The following is a 23,452-nucleotide window of genomic DNA, read 5'->3' as shown; positions in this document are numbered from 1 at the left end:
GGAGCGGACCCGGGAAAGCGCACGGTGGAAGATGCGCGCCGCAGGACGGCCGGAGAACGATGCGGACGAGGGACACCGGTCACCGCCCGGCGCGCGCCGGCCGGTGGCCGGTCGAGCGCGGAGGTGCGGGACGTGGGCGGGGAGCGGTCACCGGACGGCACAGGTCGACCAGGTCGCGGGACCGGGCGGGCGCTGGTTTCCGTGCTGCTGACCGCCGTCCTGACGCTGACCGCCCCGCCGGCTCTCGCCGCCCCGGCCGCCGGGACCCGGCCGGGGAATGCGACACCCGGTGTCCACTCGGGAGCGACGGCGGCGGGCGCGGTCGGGTCGAGCGTCCAGCGGTCCGCGTCGGCCGGCCCGCCGTCGGCGGCGCCGGCCCGGTACACGGTCACGCTGCTCACCGGCGACCGGGTCACCACCTCGGCCGACGGTGCGCAGCTGAGCGTCACGCCGGCCGCCGGCCGGGCCGGGATCCGGTTCACCAGCCTCCGCTCGGGCGACCGGCGTCTCGTGCTTCCGGAGGACGCGCGTCCGCTGGTCACCGCCGGCCTGCTGGACCGGCGGCTGTTCGACGTCACCGAACTGGTCCGCGCGGGGTACGACGACGCGCGGAGCCCCGCGCTGCGCCTGCTCGTCACCCGACGCGGCGCCGACCCGGCGGCCGGGCTCACCGGGCCGGGTCTGCGCACCACCGCCCGCGTACCGCACGCGGGTGCCGGCGCGGTGACCGTCACGAAGTCGGCGGCCCCGGCGGCGTGGGCGGCGATCCGGGCCCAGCGGTCGCAGCTCGCGCGGATCCGGCTCGACACCGCGACAGCCGTCGCGTCCGCGCCGGAGGGCACCGCCACGTCGGGCGGCGCGTCCGGGCCGGGGAGCACCGCCACGTCGGGCGGCGCGGCGACGCCGGCCGAGACCCACACGCTGACGGTGCGCCACGTCGGCCCGGACGGGCGGGCGAGCGGTGTCGCCGAGACGATGGTCCTCGACCTCACCGGCGAGGTGCGGGCGGTGCTGAGCAGCACGGGCGGGGCGTCCTCCGCCGAGCTGCCCCGGGGGACGTACGTCCTGGTCGCCGACGTGGTCGACTTCGGCGACACCGACTCCACGTGGCACCGGCTGGTCCAGCCCGAGCTGGTCCTCGACCGGGACGCCACGGTGACCGTGGACGCGCGGCGGTCCGCTCCGGTACGCACCTCCGTCCCCCGGCCCGACGCCCGTACCGCGCTGGTGGATCTCGGCTTCGAGCGGCGCGACGGCGAGCGCCCCGGGTTCGCCCTCTCGCTCGCGACGGACGGCTTCGACGGCCTGTACGCCGGGCAGATCGGCGGGGACGTCGATGCCACGCAGATGACCGGGTACCTCGCCTCCACCTGGGGGGTGCCCGGGCCACGCGGTGACTTCGCGGACACCCCGTACACGTACGGCCTGCTGGACACCCGCCCCGGCGGCTTCTTCACCGGCTTCGAGCGGACCGTCGACGAGAGGGACCTCGGCGCCGTCGACACCCGACTCGTCGCGCAGGTGCCCGGCCGGCCGGCGACCAAGGCCCACTTCGCGACGGCCCCCGGCGTGACCGGCACGCTGGCCGCCCTGCTGCCGTTCCGCCTGCCGGCCCGCACCACCCACCTGCTCGACGCGGGGGACACCCAGTGGAGCGGCGCCTTCGGGGAGAACGTCCCGGGGCCCGGCGGGCTGCCCACCGAGGTCACCGCCCTCGGCCAGGGCTACCGGAGCTACCGGGCCGGCCACAGGTACACCGACCGGTGGAACGCGGCGGTGTTCGGGCCGATGTTCGACTTCGCGGGCCACGCCGGCCGGCGGGGCGACACCGTCTGGTTCGGCGTCCCGATGTACTCCGACCAGGACTCGCACCGGGGCGGGTCGCTGACCGACACCGCGTCCACGCTGCTGTACCGCGACGGCGTGCTGCTCGCCCGCTCCGGCGCCGGGAACCTCGAGGCGGAGGTTCCGCCCGGGCCCGGGACGTTCCGGGTGGAGAAGCGCACGACCCGGCCGTCCTTCTCCGACCTGTCCACGCGGGTGGACTCGGTGTGGACCTTCCGCTCCGACACGACGGGGGAGGAGGGGGAGTCGTTCCCGCTCTGGGCGGTCCGGTACGCACCGCCGGTCGACGACCACAACCGGGTACGCCACGGACGGGTGACGGTGCTGCCGGTGACGGTGATGTCCCAGCCGGGCGCCCGGGTCGGCGCCGTACGGGAGCTCACGGTCGAGGTCTCCGGTGACGGAGGCCGCACGTGGCGTCGGGCGCACCTGGTGCCGTCGGGCGGCGCCGGCCACCGGGCGGTGGTGGCCACCCCGTCGGGCGCGGCGTCGCTGTCGCTGCGGGCCGTCCTGGTGGACACCGACGGCAACCGGCTGGAGCAGACCATCGTCGACGCCTACCGGTACGCGCCCGAGCGGCGCACCGGACAGGAGGAACCATGAGGCTGATCACCCGGATCGCGTGCGCGGCGCTCATCGCCGTCTGCGCGCTGGCGGCGGCCACCCTCGGCCCCGCCCCGGTGCGGGCGGACACCGCGCCGGCGACGTGCGTGACCGCACCGAGCACCCCGACGCTGAGCCCGACCGGCGTGTCCGTACGCAGCGTGGCGACCAACGGCTGCACGGTCTACGCCATCTTCTGGCTGATGCGCTGGCAGTCGACCGACACCGGCTGGCGGACCGTGCTGGAGCGCTGGATGGACCCGGGCACCGTCAACCGGCTCGACTTCGCCTGCCGGGGCAGCGGCACCTGGACGTACCGGGCCGTCGTCTGGGATCCCAACATGATGGGCTACCTGACCTCGCCGGACGCCCGGATCACCTGTTGAGACGCACCCACGCCGCTCGGCGTGCCGGTGGGACCACGAGGAGGTAGGACATGTCCGCAGGCGACACCGCCGTGCTGACCGACGACGAGACGGCGGTGCGGGACGTGGCGGCCCGCATCATGGCCGCCTGGGCGGCCAACGACGCCGACGGCTTCGCGGCGATCTTCACCGAGGACGGGACCCTCATCGGTGACTCCTACATGAAGGGTCGGGACGGGATCCGGGCGTTCATGGCCGCCGGGTTCGCCGGCCCGTACGCGGGGACGCGGGTGCACGTCGAGCCCCTCGACGTCCGCTTCCTCGCCGGCGACATCGCCCTGCTGGTGACGCGGGGCAGCGTGCTGCTGGAGGGCGAGAGCGGGATCGTCCCGGAGCGCGGCTTCCTCGCCACGTCCACGGTGGTGCGGCGCGACGGGCGGTGGCACATCGCCGCGTACCAGAACTCGAAGGGCACCACCGACGGCTGAGCGACTCCGGCCGGGTGGTGGCGTGGCCGCCCGGCCGGTCAGGCCGGCCGACCCACGGCCGCCACCGACCCGTACGCCTGCTCCGGCCGCAGCGCCGTGCCCCGGTCGAACTCCTCGGTGAACGCCGCAGCGCCCAGCGCCGCACGGGCGGCGGCGGTGATCCGGTCCACGTCCCCGCGTTCCCCGTCCGGCAGCGGCGCGCCCACCGAGGCCCGCGCCACCGCCGCCGCGCCGAGCAGCCGGGCCGCGTCCGCGGGGCGGCCGTCGATGGCCGCCGCACCCGCCAGCCCTTCCAGCGCCAGCGCCTGCGCGCGCGGGTCGCCGATGGCGGTCGCCACGGCGAACGACTCGGCGTGGAGGTCGCGCGCGGTTGACGCGGCGCCACGCAGCTCGGCGACGAACCCCAGCTCCGCCAGGAGCAGCGCCCGCACGACCTCGGCGTCCAGGCCCGGCTGCCGGGTCCACTCCAGAACGCCCCGCAGCAGCTCCTCCGCCTCGCTGAGGCGGCCCTCCCGGCGGGCCCCGAGCCCCAGCCCGATCTGCGCGTACAGCTCACCGGGCTTGCAGTTCTGCTCGGCGGCCAGCCGGAGCGCCCGCTCGTGGAACTCGCGCGCCCGGTCGTAGTCGCCGGCCAGCAGCGCGATGCGGCCCAGGCCGGAGAGCCGGTCCGCCGCCTCCAGCCACAGCCCCAGCTCCTCGGCCATCCGCAGGCTCTCCCGGTGCAGCCGGGCCGCCTCCGCGTAGTCCCCGGTCGCCTCCGCGCGGGAGCTGAGCGGGAAGGACGCCTGCAACTGGCCCCACCGGTCACCCAGCTCGCGGAAGAGGGCGACGCTGCGTTCGGCGTCCCGGCGGACCGCGGCCAACTCGCCCCGGGCCTGCGCCTGGTTGGCCCGCAGGCTCAGCGCGGTGGCCACGCCCCACCGGTCGCCGAGCCGCTCGAACTCCGGCAGCACCTCGTCGACGAGGGCCGCGCTGCTGGCCACGTCGCCGGTGTTGAGCAGGGCGAGCCCGAGGAAGCAGGTCGCCCGTGCCCGCCCCGCCGGGTCCGCCCCGGACGGCCAGCCGGCGAGCGCCGGGGCGACCAGCGGCGCGTGGTCACCGCCGCCCTCCAGCAGCGCCAGCCCGGCGCGCCAGCAGGCCGCCGCGGCCCGCAGCGTCTCCGGGGCGGGGCCGGGTACGGCGAGCGCGGCCTCGATCGACCGGCGTGCCTCCCGCAGCCGGCCGCGCAGGTAGCCGTACCAGGCCAGCGCGGTGGTCAGCTCCAGCGCCCCCACCGGGTCGCCGTCGGCCACCGCGCCGTCCAGCGCGTGGCGCAGGTTGGCGCTCTCCTGGTCGAGCCGGGCCAGCCACTGCCGCTGCTCGGGGCCGCGCAGCGCCTCGTCGGCCCGCCGCGCCAGCGCCGCGTAGTACCGCCGGTGGCGGCGGCGGACGGCGGCCACCTCGTCGGCCTCGCGCAGCCGCTCCACGCAGTACGCGGCCACTGACTCGAGCAGCCGGTACCGTGGCCCGGCCGGCGTCTCCGCCATCACCACCAGCGAACGGTCGACCAGTCGGGCCAGCAGCTCGAGCACCTGGTCGGCGGGGAGGCCGTCGTCGGCGCACACCGCCTCCGCGGCCTCCAGCGCGCACCCGTCCGCGTGCACCGCCAACCGCCGCAGCACCACCTGCTCGGGCTCGCCGAGCAGCTCCCAGCTCCAGTCGATCATCGCGCGGAGGGTCTGCTGGCGGGGCGGGGCGCCCCGGTGCCCGCTGGTCAGCACCCGGAACCGGTCGTCGAGCCGCGTCAGCAGGCCGCGGACACCCAGGGACCGGACCCGGGTGGCGGCCAGCTCCAGTGCGAGCGGGATGCCGTCGAGCCGGTGGCACAGCTCGGCGACGTCGCGGGCGTTCGTCTCGTCGAGCGCGAAGGCGGGAGCGGCGGCGGTCGCGCGGGTGACGAAGAGCCGGACCGCGCTGGCGCGGGCGAGCACCGCCGGGTCGCCGGCTGCCGGGTCCGGCAGGGCCAGCGGGGGTACGGCGCACACCTGCTCCCCGGCCACGCCCAGCGGCTCCTGGCTGGTGGCCAGCAGGCGGACGCCCGGCGCGTGCCGCAGCACCCGGTCGGCCAGCTCGGCGACGGGCTCGACGACGTGCTCGCAGTTGTCCAGCACCAGCAGGAGCGTGCGACCGCGAAGCGCCTCCACCAGGTGCTCGGCCGGCGTGGCGGGGGCGAGCTCCACGCTCTCGCGGACGCCGAGCACCGCGAGGACGGACGCGGCCAGCGCCGCCTCGTCGGCGCGGCGCAGGGCCGCCAGCTCGACCAGCCACACCCCGTCCGGGTAGTCCCCGGCGAGCTGGTGGGCCGCCGCGACCGCCAGGCGGGTCTTGCCCACCCCGCCGGAGCCGACCAGGGTCACCAGCCGGGCGGCGTCGAGCAGGTCGTGGATGTCCCGTACCGCCGCCTCCCGGCCCACCAGGTCGGTCAGCGGGACGGGCAGGTTTCCCCGTACCTCCGGCGCGGTCGCGGAGGCCGGCGGTGCCGGCGCGACCGTGACCGGACCGGTCGTCGCCGGCGGGGCGAGCAGCGCCGGGTCGTGCGACAGGATCGCCCGGTGCAGGGCGACCAGCTCCGGGCCCGGGTCCACGCCCAGCTCGTCGGCGAGCCGCCGGCGGAACCGGTCGTAGCAGTCCAGCGCCTCACCCTGCCGGCCCGCCCGGTACAGCGCCCGCAGGTGCAGGGCGCGCAGGCGCTCCCGGTACGGGTGGCGTGCCACCAGGTCGGCGAGTTCCCCGGTGAGCAGGTGGTGCTCGCCGAGCGCGAGCCGGGCCTCCGCCCGGTCCTCCGTGGCGGCCAACCGCTGCTCGTCCAGCCGGGCGGCGAGCGCCGTGGCGAACGGCGCCTCGGGGAAGTCGGCCAGCACCGGACCGCGCCACAGCCCGAGTGCCTCGTCGAGGAGCGCCGCCCGCGCACCCGGCCCGGTCGTGGCGGCGGCCCGCTCCACCAGCGCCGTGAACCGCTCGGCGTCGGTCGGGTCCGGGCCGGTGCGCAGCAGGTACCCCGGGGGGTGGGAGACCACCCGGTCCCGGGCACCGGGTTCGGCGGCGTTCAAGGCGCGGCGCAGCTGCCAGACCTTCGTCTGGAGCGCTCCGGTGGGGTTGGCCGGCGGGCGGTCCCCCCAGACGTCCTCGACGAGCCGGTCGATCGACGCAGGGTGCCCCTCGTGGACCAGCAGGGCGGCGAGCAGGACACGGACCTTCAAATCGGGCACGTTGACCGGCGCGCCGTCCGTCGTCCAGACGCCCAGCGGACCGAGGAGCCCGAAACGCATGGTGTCACCGTAACGCAGTGGTCCGGCGACGGGCCGTCACGTCACCGGGGGCGACCGCGAGTGGACCGGGAGTGGACCGAGAGCGGCGTCGGACAGGGTGGATCAGGGTGCCGGAGCACGGCCGGCCGTGGGTCCCCCGTACGGGCCACGTCCCCTCGCCGTGACCCGCGCGTGCGCGCGGTCCGGCCGCCGGCACCCCCCTCAGAAAGCGTCACCACCACGAACGGAGAGACATCATGAACCTGCCACCGGTCGTGTCCACGGAGGAGTGGCAGGCCGCGCGCGAGCGGCTGCTCGTCAAGGAGAAGGAGGCGACCCGGGCCCGGGACGCGCTCGCCGCCGAGCGCCGCCGGCTGCCGATGACCCGGATCGACAAGGAGTACGTCTTCGAGGGCCCGGCCGGCAAGGCCCGCCTGGCCGACGTGTTCGAGGGGCGGCGGCAGCTCGTCGTCTACCACTTCATGTTCACGCCGGGCTCGTCGCACCGCTGCGAGGGCTGCTCCATGTTCGTCGACAACCTCGGGCATCCGGCCCACCTCAACGCCCGGGACACCACGCTCGCCCTGATCTCGCGGGCCCCGCTGGCCGAGATCACGCCCTTCAAGGAGCGGATGGGCTGGACGCTGCCGTGGTACTCGTCGTACGGCACCGACTTCAACACCGACCTCGGGCTGACGTCGGAGGCGGGGGAGTCGTTCGGCCTCAGTGTCTTCCTGCGCGACGGCGACGACGTGTACCGCACGTACTTCACCACCGCCCGCGGCGTCGAGGCCCTCGGCAGCAACTGGACGTTCCTCGACCTCACCCCGCTGGGCCGCCAGGAGACCTGGGAGGACACCCCGGACGGGCGACCGCAGACCACGCCGTACAGCTGGTGGCGGCTGCACGACGACTACGACAAGTAGGCCTGGGCGCTTCCGCGTACCTCGGACGGAAAGGACCACCATGGACGTCAACGAGAGCGAGGCCGGACTCCGGGCCGGTCGGCGGGAGTGGATCGGGCTCGCGGTGCTCGCCCTGCCCACGCTGCTGCTGGCGCTCGACCTCAACGTGCTCTATCTGGCGCTGCCGCACCTGAGCGCCGACCTGGCGCCGGACGCCGCCCAGCTGCTGTGGATCATGGACATCTACGGGTTCATGATCGCCGGGTTCCTGGTCACGATGGGCACCCTCGGCGACCGGATCGGCCGGCGGCGGCTGCTGATGATCGGTGCGGCCGCCTTCGGCGCGGCCTCCGTCGTCGCCGCGTACTCCACCAGCGCCGAGATGCTGATCGCCACGCGGGCGCTTTTGGGCGTCGCCGGCGCGACGCTGATGCCGTCGACCCTGTCGCTGATCAGCAACATGTTCCGCAACGCGCAGCAGCGCACCATGGCCATCGGCATCTGGATGAGCTGCTTCATGATCGGCTCGATCGTCGGGCCGTTGATCGGCGGCGCCCTGCTCGAGTCCTTCTGGTGGGGCTCGGTGTTCCTGCTCGGCGTTCCGGTGATGATCGTGCTGCTGATCGCCGCGCCGGTGCTGCTGCCGGAGTACCGCAACCCCGACGCCGGCCGTCTGGACCTGGTTAGCGTCGCGCTCTCCCTGACCACCGTCCTGGCGGTCGTCTGGGGCCTCAAGGAGCTGGCCAAGGACGGCTTCGGCGCCCAGCCGCTGCTGGCCATGGTGGTCGGCCTCGTGATCGGTGTGGTCTTCGTCCACCGGCAGCGCCGGCTCGCCCATCCGCTGCTGGATGTGCGCCTGTTCGCCAACCGCACCTTCAGCGCCGCCCTGCTCATCATGCTGATCGGCGGGGCCACCATCGGCGGCATCGCGCTGCTCTTCGCGCAGTACGCCCAGCTCGTCGAGGGCCTCTCGCCGCTGCGGGCCGGTCTGTGGATGCTGCCGTACGCGGTGTCCATGCTGGTCGGGTCGATGCTGGCGCCGATGGTCGCGCAGCGCGTCGCGCCGGGCTACGTCGTGGCCGGCGGCATGGTGATCGCCGCGGTCGGCTACGCGCTGATCGGTCTGGTGGGCAGCGCCGGCGGGCTCGGCCTGGCGGTGACCGGTCTGGTGATCGTCTACCTCGGCTTCGGCCCGGGGGCGGTGCTGGGCACCGACCTGATCATCGGTGCGGCGCCGCCCGAGCGGGCCGGCTCCGCGTCGTCGATGTCCGAGACCAGCACCGAGCTCGGCGTCGCGCTCGGCGTCGCGCTGCTGGGCAGCGTCGGCACGGCGGTCTACCGCGGCGAGGTCGCCCCCGCCGTCCCGGCCGGCCTGCCGGGCGACGTCGGCGAGGCGGCCGAGGAGTCCCTCGCCGGTGCCACCGCAGTCGCCGGTCAGCTCCCCGACCAGGCCGGCGCGGCGCTGCTGGAGGCGGCACGGGACGCGTTCACCAGTGGCTTCAACATCGCGGGCGTGGTGAGCGCCGGGCTGGCCGTGCTCCTCGCCGTCCTCTCGGCACTGCTGCTGCGCCGGGTCCGCCCGACGGCGGAGGAGCCGGCGGCCGACGCGGAGCAGGGGAGCGGGGAGCCGGCGGCCGGCGCCGACGGCTCCCCGGAGCCCGCCCGGAAGTAGCCCCACCGACCGCGCACGGCGGCCGGGGCGTTCCCCCCCGCACCCCGGCCGCCGTGCGCACCTCCGTGCCCGCCTCCGCTCCTCCTGCCTCTGGTTGATCAAGAGGTTTTCGTCCTCCGGCAGCGCGATCCGGGACGAAAACCTCTTGATCAACGCTGGTGCCGGACGGGTACGCACGACGGCGCCGCCCGGTCCCCGGACGGGGGGCGGGCGGCGCCGGTTGGTTGGTGGGTCAGGAGGCTCCGGTGTCGGGTAGGGCGAGCCACCACGGGTTCTCCCGGGCCCACCGGACGGTGCGGGCCAGACCGTCGCGCAGCGGCACCTCGCACTTCCAGTCCAGCGTCGTGCGGGCCCTGGTGGTGTCCGGGATACGGCGGGCCAGGTCCTCGTAGGCGGTGCCGAGCGCCGTCCGGGTGTCCACCTCGGACCGCGCGTCGCTGCCGGTCAGGGCGCCGATCAGCTCCACCACCTCGGCGATGGTGTGCTCCACCGTGCTGCCGATGTTGAACGACTCGCCGACGGCCTCCGGGCGGTCCGCCGCGGCGAGCGTGCCGGCGACCGCGTCGTCGATGAACGTGAAGCAGCGCGTCTGCCGACCCCGGTCGTAGACGACCACCGGCCGCCCGTTCAGCGCCCGGTGCACCGACCGGCTGACCAGGTACGCCGGCCGCTGCCGGGGGCCGTAGACGTTGAAGTAGCGCACGATGGTCGCCGCCAGCCCGTGCTGCCGGCCGAACGCGTACGCCAGGTGCTCGGTGAGTGCCTTGCTCGTCGAGTACGTCCAGCGGTCCGCCGACGTCGCGCCGAGCACCCGGTCGTCGTCCTCCCGCCACGGCACCGCCGGGTTCTTGCCGAACACCTCGCTGGTGCTGGCGAGCACCACCCGGGCGTCCGCCCGGGAGGCCAGGTCCAGCACCGTGCGCGTACCGGTGACGTTGATGTCGATGACGTCCAGCGGGCGGGCGAGGTACTGGTCGACCCCGACCACGGCGGCCAGGTGGTAGACCACGTCGACGCCGGGGGCGATCGCCTCGGCGAGGCGCCGGGCGTCGCGGACGTCGCCCTCCACGAACCGGACGTGCCCGGCCCACGCCGGACGTCCCGTGGCCGGGCGGGCGCCGTCGACGACGGTGACCTCGTCGCCCCGCGCCACCAGCCGGTCCACCAGGTGGGCGCCGATGAAGCCGTACCCGCCGGTCACCACGACCCGCGCGCTCACCGGCCGATCCCCCGGTAGTGGAAGCCGGCCGTCCGCAGCTCGGCGATCCGCTCCCGGCTGTAGTACGCCCGCCCGTCGAGCACCAGGCAGGGCCGGGTGACCGGCAACGCGGTGAAGTCGATCCCGGCGAACGGGCGGTGGTGCGCCAGCACCGCGACGCAGTCCACCTCCCGTACGGCCGCGTCGAGGTCCGCCACCGGGCGCAGCCCGAACAGCTTCTCCGCCTCGTCCGGGTCCACCAGGGGGTCGTGCAGGCGCACGTCGCACCCGGCCTCACGCAGGGCCTCGACCGCCGGCAGCACGGGCGTGGCCCGCAGGTCCCCGGTGTCGTTCTTGAAGGCCAGGCCGAGCACCGCCACCCGCGCCCCGCGGGCCGGGCGGCCGAGCGCGGCCAGCTCGTCGAGGATCAACCGCGCGGTGTACGCGGGCATGCCGGCGTTCACCCGCCGGCCGGCCGGCGCGGTGAGGATCTCCAGGCCCCGCTGCTGCGCGGAGTGCCAGACCATCCACGGGTCCTTGGTCAGGCAGGAGCCGCCGACCCCGACGCTGGGCAGCAGGATGTTGATGGTGCCGGTGCCCTTCGGGATGCCGTTCGCGGCCTGGATGACCTCGAGGACGTCCACCTCGTACAGCGCGCTGAACTTGGCCAGCTCGTTGGCGAGCGCGATGTTGAGGTCGATCCACCAGTTGTCGGCGAGCTTGACGATCTCCGCGGCCTCCAGCGACTCCACCGGGACCACGTCGACACCCAGCGCGCGCCGCCAGAACGTCTCCGCGTCCCGCGTGCTGCCCGCGTCGAGGCCGCCCGCGACGATCGGGAAGGTCCGCAGCTCCCGCAGCGCCGTACCCTCGGCGAGCCGCTCCGGGGTGAACGCCAGCCCGAAGTCGGCGCCGCCGACCAGCCCACCGCCGGCCAGCAGCGGCAGCACGAAGTCCCGGGTCGTGCCCGGCGGGACGGTGCTCTTGACCACGACCAGCTGGCCCCGGCGCAGGTGGCGGCTCAGCTCCACGCAGGCGCCGCGCAACTGCTCGTCGGCGAGCGACCCGTCCAGCCGTACCGGGGTGCCGACGGTCACCAGGATGACGTCGGCCTCGGCGACCGCCGCGTAGTCGGTGCCGACCCGCAGCCGGCCCGTGTCGGCGCCCGCCCGGAGCAGCTCCGCGAGGCCGGGCTCCTCGAAGCGGCAGTGCCCGCGGCGCAGCTCGTCGACCAGGTGCGGGTCGACGTCCACGCCGGCCACGTCGAGGCCCCGCTCGGCCAGCACCGCCGCGATGCAGGCCCCGACGTAGCCGAGGCCGATGACCGCCACCCGGGGGTCTCGTCGGTCGGTCAGAACACCCATCTCAGGCTCCAATCAGGACGCCGGTCGGCCCCGCCGGGCCGGCCGGTCAGCCGTAGGTCTTGACGAACTCCCGGATCGACGAGACGACGTAGTCGATCATCTCGTCGGTGAGGCCGGGGTAGACGCCGACGTGGAAGGTCTGGCTGGTGACGATGTCGCTGTTGGTCAGGTCGCCCACCACCCGGTAGGGCTGGTCGGCGTACGCGGGGTGCCGGGTGAGGTTGCCGGCGAACAACCGCCGCGTGCCGATCCGCCGCTCCTCCAGGAAGTCCACCAGCTCCGGCACGGTGAAGGGCGCCCCCGGCACGACCGTGATGACGAAGCCGTACCAGCTCGGGTCGCTGCGTGGAGTGGCCTCCGGCAGCAGCAGGTGCGGCACCCCGTCCAGGCCGTCCCGCAGCCGGCGCCAGTTGTGCCGTCGGGTGGCGCAGAACTCGTCGACCCGGGCCAGTTGGGCGAGCCCGAGGGCGGCCTGGAGGTCGGTGGTCTTCAGGTTGTAGCCGACGTGCGAGTAGATGTACTTGTGGTCGTACCCGTCGGGCAGCGAGCCCATCCGGTGCTCGAAGCGCTTCATGCAGGTGTTGCTCTCGCCGGGCGCGCACCAGCAGTCGCGTCCCCAGTCCCGCAGCGACTCCACCACCCGCGCGAGCACCAGGTTGGACGTCACCACGCAGCCGCCCTCACCCATCGTCATGTGGTGGGCCGGGTAGAAGCTCGCCGTGGCCAGGTCGCCGAAGCTGCCGGTCGGCCGGCCGTCGTAGAACGACCCGACCGCGTCGCAGTTGTCCTCGATGAGGAACAGCCCGTGCTCCCTGGCCAGCTCGGCCATCTCCGCCACGGCGAACGGGTTGCCGACCGCGTGGGCGAGGATGATCGCCCGGGTCTTCGGGCCGATCGCCGCGGCGACCCGGTCCACGGTGGCGTTGTAGGTGCCCAGCTCGATGTCGACGAAGACCGGCACCAGCCCGTTCTGGAGGATCGGGTTGACCGTGGTGGGGAACCCGGCGGCGACGGTGATCACCTCGTCGCCGCGCCGCAGCCGCCGGTCGCCGAGCTGCGGCGACGTGAGCGCCGAGACCGCGAGCAGGTTCGCCGACGACCCCGAGTTGCACAGGTGCGCCTTGCGGACCCGCAGCTTGCGCGCGAACGCGGACTCGAACTTGCGGGCGTTCCGTCCCGCCGCGATACGCAGGTCCAGCGCGGCCTCGACCAGCGCCACCCGTTCCTCGACGCCCAGCACCGCACCGGACGGCCAGATCTCCGTCACGCCCGGGACGAAGGGCCGGTCCTCCTGGATCTCCTGGTGGTACTTGCGGACGCTGTCCAGCAGCAACGCCTTCTGTTCGTCGCTCATCGCATCTCCCTTGCGGATTCGGCCCGGCAGCGGCCGGCCGGGTGGCCGGGGCCGGTCATGCGGCGATCTCGACCCGGGTGTGGTCCCCGACGACCAACCGGCTCCCGGCCGCCGGGCCGGGACGGACCGTGGCGGACCGGCCGATCAGCGAGCCGTGCAGGCCGCGGACGGCGGTGATGGAGGCGCCCTCCAGGACGATCGAGTCCGCCACCTCGGCGTCGGTGAGCCGGCAGCCGCGACCGATCGCGGTGTGCGGCCCGATGCGGCAGCCCTCGACCACGGCGTCCGCGCCGATCACCACCGGCCCCTCGACGCGGGACGCGACCACCCGGGCCCCGGGTGCCACCACCACCGGCCCGGTCAGTTCGCTGGCGGCGTCCACCTGACCGGCCACGTCGCGGGCCAGGCCGTCGAGCAGGTGCCGGTTGCAGGCCAGCAGGTCCTCCACCCGGCCGGTGTCCCGCCAGTAGCCGTGGTACTCGCTGGCGCGGACGTCCGCGCCGGCGCTGACCAGCCACTGCACGGCGTCGGTGATCTCCAGCTCGCCCCGGCCGCTCGGGGTGATCGCGTCGACCGCGGCGTGGACGGCCGGGGTGAAGAAGTAGACCCCGACGAGGGCGAGGTCGCTGCGCGGGTGCCGGGGCTTCTCCACCAGCCGCCGCACGGCCCCGTCCGGGCCCAGCTCGACCACGCCGAAGGCGCGCGGGTCGGCGACCTTGTGCACGAGCACGTGCGCGGCCGGCCGGAGGGCGCGGAACTCGTCGGCGTACCGGGCCACGCCGTCGGGCAGCATGACGTCGCCGAGGTACATGAGGAAGTCGTCGTCGCCGAGGAACCCGCGCGCCACCCGGACGCAGTCGGCCAGGCCACGCGGCTGGTCCTGGCGCAGATACGTCAGCCGGACGCCCAGGCGGGAGCCGTCGCCGAGGGCGTCGGCGATCTGCTCGGCCCAGCCGCCCACCACGACCCCCACGTCGGTCACACCGGCGGCGCGCACGGCGTCCAGCACGTGCTCCAGCACCGGCCGGTTGCCCACCGGCACGAGCTGCTTGGGCATCGAGTAGGTCAGCGGGCGCAGCCGGGTACCGGAGCCGCCGGCGAGCACCAGGGCCTTCACCGGAGCCGCCCTCGGGACCGCCCGGCCGTCCGGTCAGCCACCGGCCCGGGCCTGTCGCTGGTCGACGGACTTGCGCAGGCTGTCGGCCACCGTTCGTACGTCTGCATCGGTCAACCCCTGGTGCATCGGTAGGAGGAGAGTGGTCCGCGCCGCCTCGTCGGCGCCGGGCAGGTGCCCGCCGCCGCCGTACGCGGGAACCCGGTGCAGCGGCGCGTACCGGAAGGTGGTGTAGATCCCGAGGTCCAGCAGGTCCGCCGCCACCTGGTCGCGGATCGCCGGGTCGAGCTGGACCCAGTGGAAGTAGTGGGAGTTGACCTGCCCGTCGGGCAACGGCGGCGGGAGCCGGACACCCTCGGCGTCGGCCAGCAGCCGGTCGTACGTCTCAGCGATCGCCCGCCGGCGGGCCACGAACTCCGGCAGCCGGCGGAGCTGTACCAGGCCGATCGCGGCGGTCAGGTCGTTGCCGACCACCCGGCGGCCGTACTCCCGGACCGTCAGCTCCCACCAGCGGTGCGGCACGCCCTTGCCGGCGGCGGAGAAGCCGCTGGCATGCTCGAGGCCGTGGTACGCCAGCCGGTGTGCCCGCCGGGCCAGCTCGTCGTCGCGCACGTGCAGCATGCCGCCGTCGCCGGTGACCAGGATCTTCATCGCGTCGAAGCTCCACATGGCGATGTCGCCGAAGCTGCCGCACGCACGGCCGTCGACGGTGGACGCCACGGCGCACGCCGCGTCCTCCACCAGTGCCAGCCGGCGGCGCCGGCACAGCTCCGCGATCGCGGCCACGTCGCCCGGCACGCCGCCGTAGTGCAGCACGATCACCGCCTTCGTGGCGGGGGTGAGCGCCCGCTCCACGTCGGCGACCGTCGGGTTGAGGGTGCGCGGGTCGACGTCGCAGAAGACCGGCCGGGCGCCGGCGGCCGCGATCGCGTTGGCCGCCCCGACGAAGCTGATCGACGGCAGGACCACCTCGTCGCCCGGCCCGAGGCCGAGCAGTTCCACGGCGAGGAAGAGGCCGGCGGTGGCCGAGGTGATGAAGATGGTCCGCTCCGGCGCCAGCCCGGCGTGCTCGGCGAACTCCCGCTCGAACTGCCGGGTGCGCGGCCCGTGCCCCAGCCAGTTGCTGTCGAACACGTCGCGGACGGCGTCGAGTTCGGCCGCGCCCAGCGTCGGCTGGAATACGTTGATCATCGGTTCTCCCGGTGGTCGGGCGGGCGGGTCCGCCGGGCGGCGGGACGGGCGCGGATCGGCTCAGGGGCGTGCGAGGGCGCGCGAGGGCAAGAGAGGACGTGAGAGGACGCCCCGGCGGCGCCGCACGTGCGGGCCGCCGCCGGGGGAGCGCCAGCGGGGTCAGGCCCGGTGCTGCCGGGTCAGCTTCTCCAGCACGGGCACGATCTCGGTCGGGCTCGGCGTGGCGAGCAGGTCCTCGTAGAGCGAGTCCGCGCCCTCCCGGAACGACGGCTCGTCCAGCACCCGGACCAGCTGCTTCTGCATCGCCTCCACGGACAGGTTCTTGATGTCCAGGACGAGCCCGGCACCCCGCCGTGCCACGCACCGCGCGGTCACCGACGACTCGATGTGCTTGGTCGCCATCGACCATTCCATGCCGTCGGCCTCGATGGTGATCATGCCGTTGTCGTCGTCGGAGTCGGTGATCAGCTGCGGCACCCGCAGCGCGGCCGCGCTGGCGAACGTGCCCATGCCGCCGTGGTGCACGAGCGCGGCGCAGGACGGCAGCAGCTGGGTGAGCGGCAGGTAGTCCAGGGCCCGGACGTTGTCCGGCAGCTCGGGGATCCCGGCCAGCTGGTCGGCGTTCAGCGTGGCGACCACCTCCACGTCGAGGTCGGCGACCATCTGGAGCAGCCCGGGCACGTGGTCCCAGCCGCCCTTGAAGTACATCCGCTGCGACAGGCCGAGCGACAGCGCGACCCGGGGCCGCTCGGGTCGCCGGTGCAGCCAGCGCGGCAGCACCTCCTGCGCCGCGAAGGGCACCCACCGCACCGGCACGGTCCGTACGCCGGTCGGCAGCCGTACGCCGGCCGGCGTGGGGTCTACCGTCCACTGGCCCAGCAGCAGCTCGTCGTCGACGTCCAGGCCGTGCCGCTCGGCGCCCGGGCGCATCGTCTCGGCCAGCGGGTTCGCCTCCGGGCCGGGGCCCGGCCGCGCGGCCCGCTCGGCGAACCGGTCCATCGTCCAGGCGAAGTAGTCCAGGCCCCACAGCAGCCGGGCGTGCGCCGCGCCGGCGGCCCGCGCCGCCACCGCCCCGGCCGGGAAGCACGGGTCCCACAGCACCAGGTCCGGCTGCCACGCCCGGGTGAACTCGACCAGGTCGTCGAGGACCGGGTGCGGGTCGGCGGCGGTCGAGCCGACCGGGTGGAAGTCCCACATGGACGGCAGCATGAACTGGTAGAAGACGTCCCAGACGTCCTTGTCGGCCGGCGACAGCTCCAGCGCGGCGGTGATCCGGTCGAGCCGCTCCCTGACGCTGCGCGGCTGCGGCCGGCCGGGGCCCATCGGCATGAGCTCCGGGTCACCGACCGCGACCGGGGTCAGCCCGACGGCCTTCGTGCTGTCGGCCAGGATCGGATGGGAGGCGACGCGGACCTCGTGCCCGGCGCTCTGCATCGCCCAGGCGAGCGGGACCAGCGGGTACAGGTGGGCCGGGTTCGGCCACAGGGCGAAGACGACGCGCATGTCTCTCCTCTGGTGTGCGCGGGGGCCGGGTGGTCTGCGGGTGGCGTCAGGGCTTGCGTCCCACGCCGGCGTACATCCGCTCGGTCGACGTGGCGTCCGTCCCGTCGGGCCGCCACCGGCCGGTCGGCACCAGGCCCGGCGGCACGAGGATGAAGCCGTCGAACAGCTGGCGGATCGCCGTGGTCGACCGGTAGACCATCGGCGCGGTGGCGTTGCGGTAGCTCTCCTCCATCAGCGCGCGCTCCTCGGCCGGCGAGCCCTCCACGGCGAGGTGGGACAGCGCCAGGTACGACCCGGGCGCCATCCGGTCCCGGAACGCCCGGATGATCGACGCCGGGTCCTCGCTGTCCCGGACGAAGTGGAAGACCGCGATGAACAGCACGGCGACCGGCTGGGAGAAGTCGATCAGCGCCTTCGTGTCCGGGTGGTCGAGGATGGCGGCGGGGTCGCGCAGGTCGGCGGTCAGGATGGCGGTGTTGGCCCGCTCCTGCGCGGTGAGCAGCCGCGTGCCGTGCTCGGCGACCGCCGGGTCGTTGTCCACGTAGATGACCCGCGGCGCGGTCACCGCCCGCTGCGCCACCTGGTGGGTGTTCTCCTGGCTCGGCAGCCCGGCTCCGATGTCGATGAACTGCCGGATCCCGCACTCGGCCGCCAGGTACCGCACGACGCGGCCCAGGAACCGGCGGTTCTCCCAGACCACGTCCCGGGTCAGCGTCTGACCGACCCGGCCGATCACCGCCTCCGCCGCCGCCCGGTCCACCGGGTAGTTGTTGGTGCCGTGCAGGAAGTAGTCGTACATCCGGGCCGGTGAGGGCCGCTCCACGGACTCTGTCGACATCGGAGACTCCTCGGTGGTCGGGTGGGGGGATGGATGGGGCGGGGCCGGCCCGTCCGGGCCGGCCCCGCCGGTCAGCCGCTGACGGGGCTGCTCTGGTGGGACATCAGCTGCGGGCGCTCGCCGTCGCGCCGCACGATGATCCAGGTCGCGCGAATGTGCCGGTCGGGCGCGATCCCGCTCTCGCCGGCGAGGATGATGCCGCCGCCGGTGACCACCATCGCCGCGTCCGGATTCAGCATCCGCAGGGCGACCGGGTAGCCCTTGACGTACGCGCCCCGGTAGGGCCCGCCGAACCCCTTGGCCATGTACGCGCGGATCTCCTCGCGGCTGGTCAGCTGCTCGTCGCCCATCAGCAGGCTGCCGTTCTCGGCGAAGATGTCGGCGAAGAAGTCGGCGTCGTTGGCCTTCCAGGCCGCCTGGATGAGCTGCGGGACGGCCAGGATCGCGCGCTCCTCGGGGCTGGGGAAGTCGCGGACGTAGGCGGGGTCCTCGGTGACGCCGGCGGCGCCGAGGATCTCCGTCGCGTCGCCCCACCGCGTCGTCGCTGTGGTGGTCATGGTGCGCTCCTCGCAGGGTGTTGTCGGGCCGGGGTCACCAGCGCAGGGTGGCGCCGGCGCCGCGGGGGCTGTTCTGGTAGCCGGCGAGCTTCCACTCGCCGTCGCGCTTGACGCAGACCCAGGTGGAGCGGACGGCCAGCTCGGGGGCGATCTCGGTCTCGCCCGGGGCGAGGATGCCGCCGTGGGTGCGCAGCAGGGCGACCTCGTCGTTGACGAAGCGCACGTCGACCGGGTTGCCGGTCACGCCGGTGCCCTTGAACGGGCCGGCGTAGGCGGCGGCCATGAAGGAGTAGATCTCGTCGCGACCCTTCTTGAACACGTCGCCGGGGAGGATGAGGATGCCGTCGTCGGTGAAGGTGTCGGCCACACCGGCGGCGTCGTTGCGGCTCCAGGCGGCGACCAGGCGCAGCGGAACGCCCAGGACCTCCTTCTCCTTCTCGCTGGTGAAGGGGCCGTAGTAGGCGTCGAGGTCGGGCCGGGTGGCCTGGGTGGTCGTGGACATGGGGTGTTCCCTTCCCTCGGGTGCGGCGGGGACCGGCCGGACGCCGGAACTCCTCGCCGGGTACCGGTGGTGATCGCTACCTGGAATCGTGGCCGGGGTTCGTCACTCAGCGCATCTTTGTGATTGCGCTACCCGGCCCCGGTCGACCCCCGCCGCTCTCCGGCGGCGGCCGGACGCACCGGCAACATCGCACTTCGAAAGATGCGGGGCTGCGCGTGCGCCGCCGACGATGCCAAGGGCACCCGGGGCATGCGGGGACCGGCCGGCCCGGTCCGTCCCGCCGCCCGTGCCGGGGCCGCCCCGTGCCGGGGTTGCCGACCCGTGGCACACCCCGCGACCCGGCACGCACCGTACGCCCGGGGCGGGTGGAACCGCCGAACCGACGACTTGCGAGGAGGTCAGGGTGGACGTCACCCAGACAGTGCCCGGCCCGGAGCTGGTGCGCCGCGCGGCCGAGCTGGTGCCGCTGTTGCAGAAGCACGCGAGCTGGTCCGAGGAGAACCGCCGCCTGCACGACGAGGTCGTCGAGGCGATGGCCGACGCCGGTCTGTTCCGCATGCGCGTCCCCCGCCGCTACGGGGGGTACGAGTCCGACACCCGTACCCTCTGCGAGGTGGCCGCCCACCTGGCCCGCGGTGACGGCTCCGCCGCCTGGACCGCCTCGGTGTGGTGGATCCCCGGCTGGATGGTGGGGATGTTCCCGGACGAGGTCCAGGACGAGGTCTTCGCCACGCCCGACGTCCGCGTCTGCGGCACGCTCAGCCCGACCGGCAGCGCCGAGCCCCGCCCGGGCGGGGTGCTGCTCAACGGCCAGTGGGGCTTCATCAGCGGCGCCCTGCACAGCCAGTGGCAGGAGATCATCGCGATGGGCGCGGCGCCGGACGGCACGCCGATGCCGGTGATGATGCTCGTGCCGATGACCGAGCTGGAGGTCGTCGACGACTGGTACACCGCCGGGATGCGCGGCTCGGGCAGCGTCACCACCGTCGCGCGGGACGTCTTCGTCCCCGCCGAGCGGGTGCTGCCGCTGCCGGCGATCCTCCAGGGCCAGTACGCCTCGGAGCGCAACGCCGACTCGCCGATGTACCGGGCGCCGCTGCTCGGCGTCGCCGCGGCCTCGTCGGTCGGCACGGTGCTCGGTCTGGCCCGGGCCGCCCGCGAGGCGTTCCTCGAGCGGCTGCCCGGCCGCAAGATCACGTACACCAGCTACGACAGCCAGGCCGAGGCGCCGGTGACCCACCTCCAGGTGGCCGAGGCGACGCTCAAGACCGACCAGGCCGAGTTCCACGCCCACCGGGTCACGACGCTGGTCGACGAGAAGGGCCGCTCCGGCGAGCCGTGGACGCTGGAGGAGCGGGTCCGCTCCCGGGCGGACGTCGGCGCGGTCTGCCAGCTCGGCCGGGCCGCGGTGGACGTGCTGGCCCTGGCCAGCGGCGGCTCCTCGATCTACAGCTCGGTGCCGATCCAGCGGATCGCCCGCGACGTGCAGACGGTCAACCTGCACGCGCTGATGACCCCGCAGACCAACTACGAGCTCTACGGCCGGGTGCTCTGCGGCCTGGAGCCGAACAGCTTCTACATCTGACGTCGGGCCGGCCGCCGGCGGCACCGGTGGCCGGCTCCCGCACCACGCTGCGCCGGCGGCACGCCTGGCGGCCCGGCGACGAGGAGGGGTGGATGTACGACTACGTGATCGTGGGCGCCGGTTCGGCGGGCTGCGTGCTGGCCGCGCGACTGAGCGAGGACCCCGACGTCCGGGTCTGCCTGATCGAGGCCGGCCCGGCGGACACGGCGCAGAACGTGCACGTCCCGGTGGCGTTCGGCCGGCTGTTCCGCACCCAGCTCGACTGGGACTACGACACGCACGACGAGCCGTACCTGAACCGCCGCCGGATCTACCTGCCCCGCGGCCGGGTGCTCGGCGGCACCAGCTCGATCAACACGATGATCTACATCCGCGGCCACCGCTCCGACTTCGACGGCTGGAACCAGCCCGGGTGGAGCTACGACGAGCTGCTGCCGTACTTCAAGCGCTCGGAGGACAACGAGCGGGGCGAGTCGGCGTACCACGGGGTCGGCGGGCCGCTCGCCGTCTCCGAGGGCCGGGCCCGCAACCCGATGTCCGCGGCCTTCGTGGCGGCGGCGCAGGAGGCCGGCTTCGGCGCCAACGACGACTTCAACGGCGCCGAGCAGGACGGCTTCGGCCTGTTCCAGCTGACCCAGCGGGACGGCCGGCGGGCCAGCACCGCGACCGCCTTCCTGCACCCGGCCGCCGGACGGCCCAACCTCACCGTCGAGACGAACCTCCAGGTGCACCGGGTGCTCATCGAGAACGGCCGCGCGGTCGGCGTGATCGGCCAGCGCCTCGGCGAGGACGTCGAGATCCGCGCCGAGCGCGAGGTGGTGCTCTCCGCCGGGGCGTACAACTCGCCGCAACTGCTGATGCTCTCCGGCATCGGGCCGGCGGCGCTGCTGACCGCGCTGGGCCTGCCGGTCGTGCTGGACCAGCCACAGGTCGGGCAGAACCTCCAGGACCACGTCCTGGTGCCGCTGATCTACGCCCACTCGCACCCGGTCAGCCTGCTCGCCGCCGGCACGCCGGAGCACCTGGAGCAGTTCATGACCGAGGGCCGGGGGCCGCTCACCTCGAACGGGCCGGAGGCCGGCGGGTTCGTGCGGACCAACGGCGGCCTGCCCGCGCCGGACGTGGAGTTCCTCGCCGCGCCGGTCATGTTCGCCGACAACGGGCTGGGCACGCCCACCGACCACGCCCTGTCGTACGGCCCGTCGATGCTCGCCCCGCGCAGCCGGGGCAGCGTCCTGCTGGCTCTGGACGACCCGACGGCCAAGCCGAAGATCGTCCACAACTACTTCGCCGAGGAGTCCGATCTGGACGACGCGGTGGCGGCGCTGCGGATCGGGCTGGACATCGCCCGGCAGCCGGCGCTCAAGCCGTACACCGAGCGGCCGTTCCGGCCGCCGGCCTCGGAGTCCGACGCCGACCTGCGCGACTACGTCCGCCAGTACGCGCACTCGATCTACCACCCGGCCGGCACCTGCGCGATGGGCGCGGTCGTCGACGCGGAGCTGCGCGTGCTCGGCGTCGACGGGCTCCGCGTCGCCGACGCGTCGGTGATGCCCCGCCTGGTCAGCGGCAACCCGAACGCCGCGACGATCGCCATCGGCGAGAAGGCCGCCGACCTGGTCCGGGGTGTGCCCGCCTCGGTCGAGGCGGCGCTGACGGCCGGCTGACCCGACCCCGTGTCCACCAGCCCGGCGCCCCGCGCCGGTGAACCCCGCGAGGAGCACACCATGAGCACCAAGGCAGCGTCGCTGGTCACCCAGGCCAAGCAGTGGGCCACCAACTACGGCGCCTACAGCAACGGCGAGGAGGGCCACTCCCTGACGGCCCCGCTGCGGGTCCGCGCCAACTGGGACGCGGGCGACGCCGACGCGATCGCCGCGATGTTCACCGACAACGGCAGCATGCTGATGGGTGACGAGCAGCTGAAGGGCCGGGAGGAGATCCGGTCCTGGCTCGCCGACGCCTTCGCCGGCCGGTACAAGGGCACCCGGATGCGCTTCGAACCGGTCGAGATCAAGATGCTGCACCGCGACTGCGCCTTCATGGTCGCCGAGGGCGGCCTCCTGCTGGCTGACGAGGACGAGGTCGCCCCGGAACGGTCCAGCCGGATCACCTTCGTCAGCGTCCGCGCCGACGACGACTGGCGGGTTCTGTCGTACCAGTCCAGCCCGGTCAAGGGCTGAGCCCACCCCTTCCCCTGACGGCGCGCGGGATGGACGCGGCCGGCTCCGGCCGGCCGCGTACCGCCGCCCCCCGACCGGCCACCGCCCGGTGGCCGCGACAGAAAGGTGTTCCCTTGTCCGTGGAGACGTTGCCGGAGCGGGATCTGGCGGAGCCGTGGCTGGTGCTGGGTGGCCGCGAACTGACCTCCCGGCTCCTCGTCGGTATCGAGCAGTACACCTCGCCCGCGGTGGTCCGGCAGGTGCTGGAGGTGACCGGGTCGCAGATCTTCATCACCACCGTCGACCCGGACAACCGACGGTCCAGCCTCCTGCTGTCCGATCTGGACGACGAACTGTCGTTGGACCGCTACCTCTGGGTCGGCACCACGTCGTTCGCCCGGTCCGCCGAGAGCGCCTGGAGGACGGTCGAGATCCTGCGCGACTCGTACGGCATCGAGGTGTTCAAGCTGGACGTGCGGGACGGCACCAACCTGCCGGACAACCGGGCGACCATCGAGACCACCGGCCGGCTGCGCGAGGCGGGCTACGAGGTCATGCCGTTCATCCTGCCCGACCTGGACACGGCCCGGGCACTGGAGTCGCTCGGCTGCTCGGCGCTGCGCGTGATGGCCGCGCCGGTCGCCTCCGGTCGGGGCGTGCCGGACCCGGCGCCGATCCGCCGGATCATCGACGAGGTCGGCATCCCGGTGGTGGTCGAGGGCGGCCTGGGCAGCGCCCGGCACGTCACCCTCGCGATGGAGTTGGGCGCGGCGGCGGTGCTGGTCAACACCGCGCTGGTCCAGGCGAAGGAGCCGCTGACCATGGCCGCCGCCATGCGGCACGCCGTGTCGGCCGGCCGGCTGTCGTACCTCGCCGGCGCGATGCCCGGCGACGAGATCCCCACCTGAAAGGAGCTTCC

Annotated in this window: 19 protein-coding genes; 9 read left to right on the top strand and 10 right to left on the bottom strand. The window is 74.4% G+C overall.

Annotated elements, in window-relative coordinates; all coding sequences use genetic code 11:
• The first annotated feature begins 201 nt into the window (after nt 1–201).
• From ACTMS0_RS15040 to ACTMS0_RS15030, 3 genes are read left to right on the top strand one after another with little or no spacing between them, the layout of a single operon-like run.
• On the top strand, nt 202–2,448 hold the full coding sequence (locus ACTMS0_RS15040) for a hypothetical protein (RefSeq protein WP_441155789.1): 2,247 nt from the start codon (nt 202–204) through the stop codon (nt 2,446–2,448).
• On the top strand, nt 2,445–2,834 hold the full coding sequence (locus tag ACTMS0_RS15035; RefSeq protein WP_441155788.1) for a hypothetical protein: 390 nt from the start codon (nt 2,445–2,447) through the stop codon (nt 2,832–2,834). The genes ACTMS0_RS15040 and ACTMS0_RS15035 overlap by 4 nt, the downstream gene beginning before the upstream one ends.
• Nucleotides 2,835–2,884: 50 nt before the next feature.
• Nucleotides 2,885–3,301 carry an SgcJ/EcaC family oxidoreductase gene (locus ACTMS0_RS15030; RefSeq protein WP_441155787.1) on the top strand — a complete coding sequence of 139 codons (417 nt, stop codon included), beginning with the start codon at nt 2,885–2,887 and terminating at the stop codon, nt 3,299–3,301.
• Nucleotides 3,302–3,339: 38 nt separating this feature from the next.
• Here the strand turns inward: ACTMS0_RS15030 and ACTMS0_RS15025 are convergent, their stop codons facing one another.
• On the bottom strand, nt 3,340–6,609 hold the full coding sequence (locus ACTMS0_RS15025; protein ID WP_441155786.1) for a BTAD domain-containing putative transcriptional regulator: 3,270 nt from the start codon (nt 6,607–6,609) through the stop codon (nt 3,340–3,342).
• A gap of 236 nt (nt 6,610–6,845) precedes the next feature.
• Between ACTMS0_RS15025 and ACTMS0_RS15020 the strand changes: the two genes are divergently transcribed.
• Together ACTMS0_RS15020 and ACTMS0_RS15015 are read left to right on the top strand one after the other, a co-directional pair.
• Nucleotides 6,846–7,514: a DUF899 domain-containing protein gene (locus ACTMS0_RS15020; protein WP_441155785.1), complete on the top strand. Its 669-nt coding sequence runs from the start codon at nt 6,846–6,848 to the stop codon at nt 7,512–7,514.
• Between the two features lie 40 nt (nt 7,515–7,554).
• Complete coding sequence (locus ACTMS0_RS15015) at nt 7,555–9,165, top strand: MFS transporter (protein WP_441155784.1); 1,611 nt, start codon at nt 7,555–7,557, stop codon at nt 9,163–9,165.
• 232 nt (nt 9,166–9,397) lie between these two features.
• Here the strand turns inward: ACTMS0_RS15015 and ACTMS0_RS15010 are convergent, their stop codons facing one another.
• The 9 genes from ACTMS0_RS15010 to ACTMS0_RS14970 all read right to left on the bottom strand — a co-directional run bounded on the left by ACTMS0_RS15010 (nt 9,398) and on the right by ACTMS0_RS14970 (nt 18,786).
• A complete protein-coding gene (locus ACTMS0_RS15010; protein WP_441155783.1) occupies nt 9,398–10,384 on the bottom strand; it encodes an NAD-dependent epimerase/dehydratase family protein in 987 nt (328 codons plus the stop codon).
• Entirely contained in the window at nt 10,381–11,727 is a 1,347-nt protein-coding gene (locus tag ACTMS0_RS15005) for a nucleotide sugar dehydrogenase (protein WP_441155782.1), read from the bottom strand. Before ACTMS0_RS15005 ends, ACTMS0_RS15010 begins: the two co-directional genes overlap by 4 nt.
• Before the next feature lie 46 nt (nt 11,728–11,773).
• Nucleotides 11,774–13,081 carry a lipopolysaccharide biosynthesis protein RfbH gene (gene rfbH / locus ACTMS0_RS15000; RefSeq protein WP_441155781.1) on the bottom strand — a complete coding sequence of 436 codons (1,308 nt, stop codon included), beginning with the start codon at nt 13,079–13,081 and terminating at the stop codon, nt 11,774–11,776.
• Between the two features lie 55 nt (nt 13,082–13,136).
• Nucleotides 13,137–14,198, bottom strand: coding sequence for a glucose-1-phosphate thymidylyltransferase (locus tag ACTMS0_RS14995; protein ID WP_441155780.1), 1,062 nt, complete (start codon nt 14,196–14,198; stop codon nt 13,137–13,139).
• Between the two features lie 33 nt (nt 14,199–14,231).
• Nucleotides 14,232–15,386, bottom strand: a complete 1,155-nt coding sequence (locus ACTMS0_RS14990) for a DegT/DnrJ/EryC1/StrS family aminotransferase (RefSeq protein WP_441155779.1) — start codon at nt 15,384–15,386, stop codon at nt 14,232–14,234.
• A 159-nt stretch (nt 15,387–15,545) separates the two neighbouring features.
• Nucleotides 15,546–16,889, bottom strand: a complete 1,344-nt coding sequence (locus ACTMS0_RS14985; RefSeq protein WP_441155778.1) for a nucleotide disphospho-sugar-binding domain-containing protein — start codon at nt 16,887–16,889, stop codon at nt 15,546–15,548.
• Nucleotides 16,890–16,935: 46 nt separating this feature from the next.
• The gene (locus tag ACTMS0_RS14980) at nt 16,936–17,727 is read right to left on the bottom strand and encodes an SAM-dependent methyltransferase (protein ID WP_441155777.1); all 792 of its coding nucleotides are present in this window, start codon (nt 17,725–17,727) and stop codon (nt 16,936–16,938) included.
• Between the two features lie 71 nt (nt 17,728–17,798).
• Entirely contained in the window at nt 17,799–18,284 is a 486-nt protein-coding gene (locus tag ACTMS0_RS14975; protein ID WP_441155776.1) for an SgcJ/EcaC family oxidoreductase, read from the bottom strand.
• Between the two features lie 34 nt (nt 18,285–18,318).
• On the bottom strand, nt 18,319–18,786 hold the full coding sequence (locus tag ACTMS0_RS14970; protein ID WP_441155775.1) for an SgcJ/EcaC family oxidoreductase: 468 nt from the start codon (nt 18,784–18,786) through the stop codon (nt 18,319–18,321).
• Nucleotides 18,787–19,189: 403 nt separating this feature from the next.
• On the opposite strand from ACTMS0_RS14970, the gene ACTMS0_RS14965 reads away from it, so the two are divergent.
• The 4 genes from ACTMS0_RS14965 (at nt 19,190) to ACTMS0_RS14950 (ending at nt 23,441) form a co-directional block, all read left to right on the top strand.
• The gene (locus ACTMS0_RS14965; RefSeq protein WP_441155774.1) at nt 19,190–20,371 is read left to right on the top strand and encodes an acyl-CoA dehydrogenase family protein; all 1,182 of its coding nucleotides are present in this window, start codon (nt 19,190–19,192) and stop codon (nt 20,369–20,371) included.
• Nucleotides 20,372–20,463: 92 nt separating this feature from the next.
• The gene (locus tag ACTMS0_RS14960) at nt 20,464–22,038 is read left to right on the top strand and encodes a GMC family oxidoreductase (protein ID WP_441155925.1); all 1,575 of its coding nucleotides are present in this window, start codon (nt 20,464–20,466) and stop codon (nt 22,036–22,038) included.
• A gap of 60 nt (nt 22,039–22,098) precedes the next feature.
• On the top strand, nt 22,099–22,554 hold the full coding sequence (locus ACTMS0_RS14955; protein ID WP_441155773.1) for an SgcJ/EcaC family oxidoreductase: 456 nt from the start codon (nt 22,099–22,101) through the stop codon (nt 22,552–22,554).
• 119 nt (nt 22,555–22,673) lie between these two features.
• On the top strand, nt 22,674–23,441 hold the full coding sequence (locus tag ACTMS0_RS14950; protein WP_441155924.1) for a HisA/HisF-related TIM barrel protein: 768 nt from the start codon (nt 22,674–22,676) through the stop codon (nt 23,439–23,441).
• Nucleotides 23,442–23,452: the final 11 nt, after the last annotated feature.

Origin of the sequence: Micromonospora sp. H33 (assembly GCF_052068455.1) — a bacterium.
GTDB lineage: Bacteria > Actinomycetota > Actinomycetes > Mycobacteriales > Micromonosporaceae > Micromonospora.
Note: the sequence above shows the minus strand (reverse complement) of the source record. Positions and strands in the feature narration are given on the sequence as shown.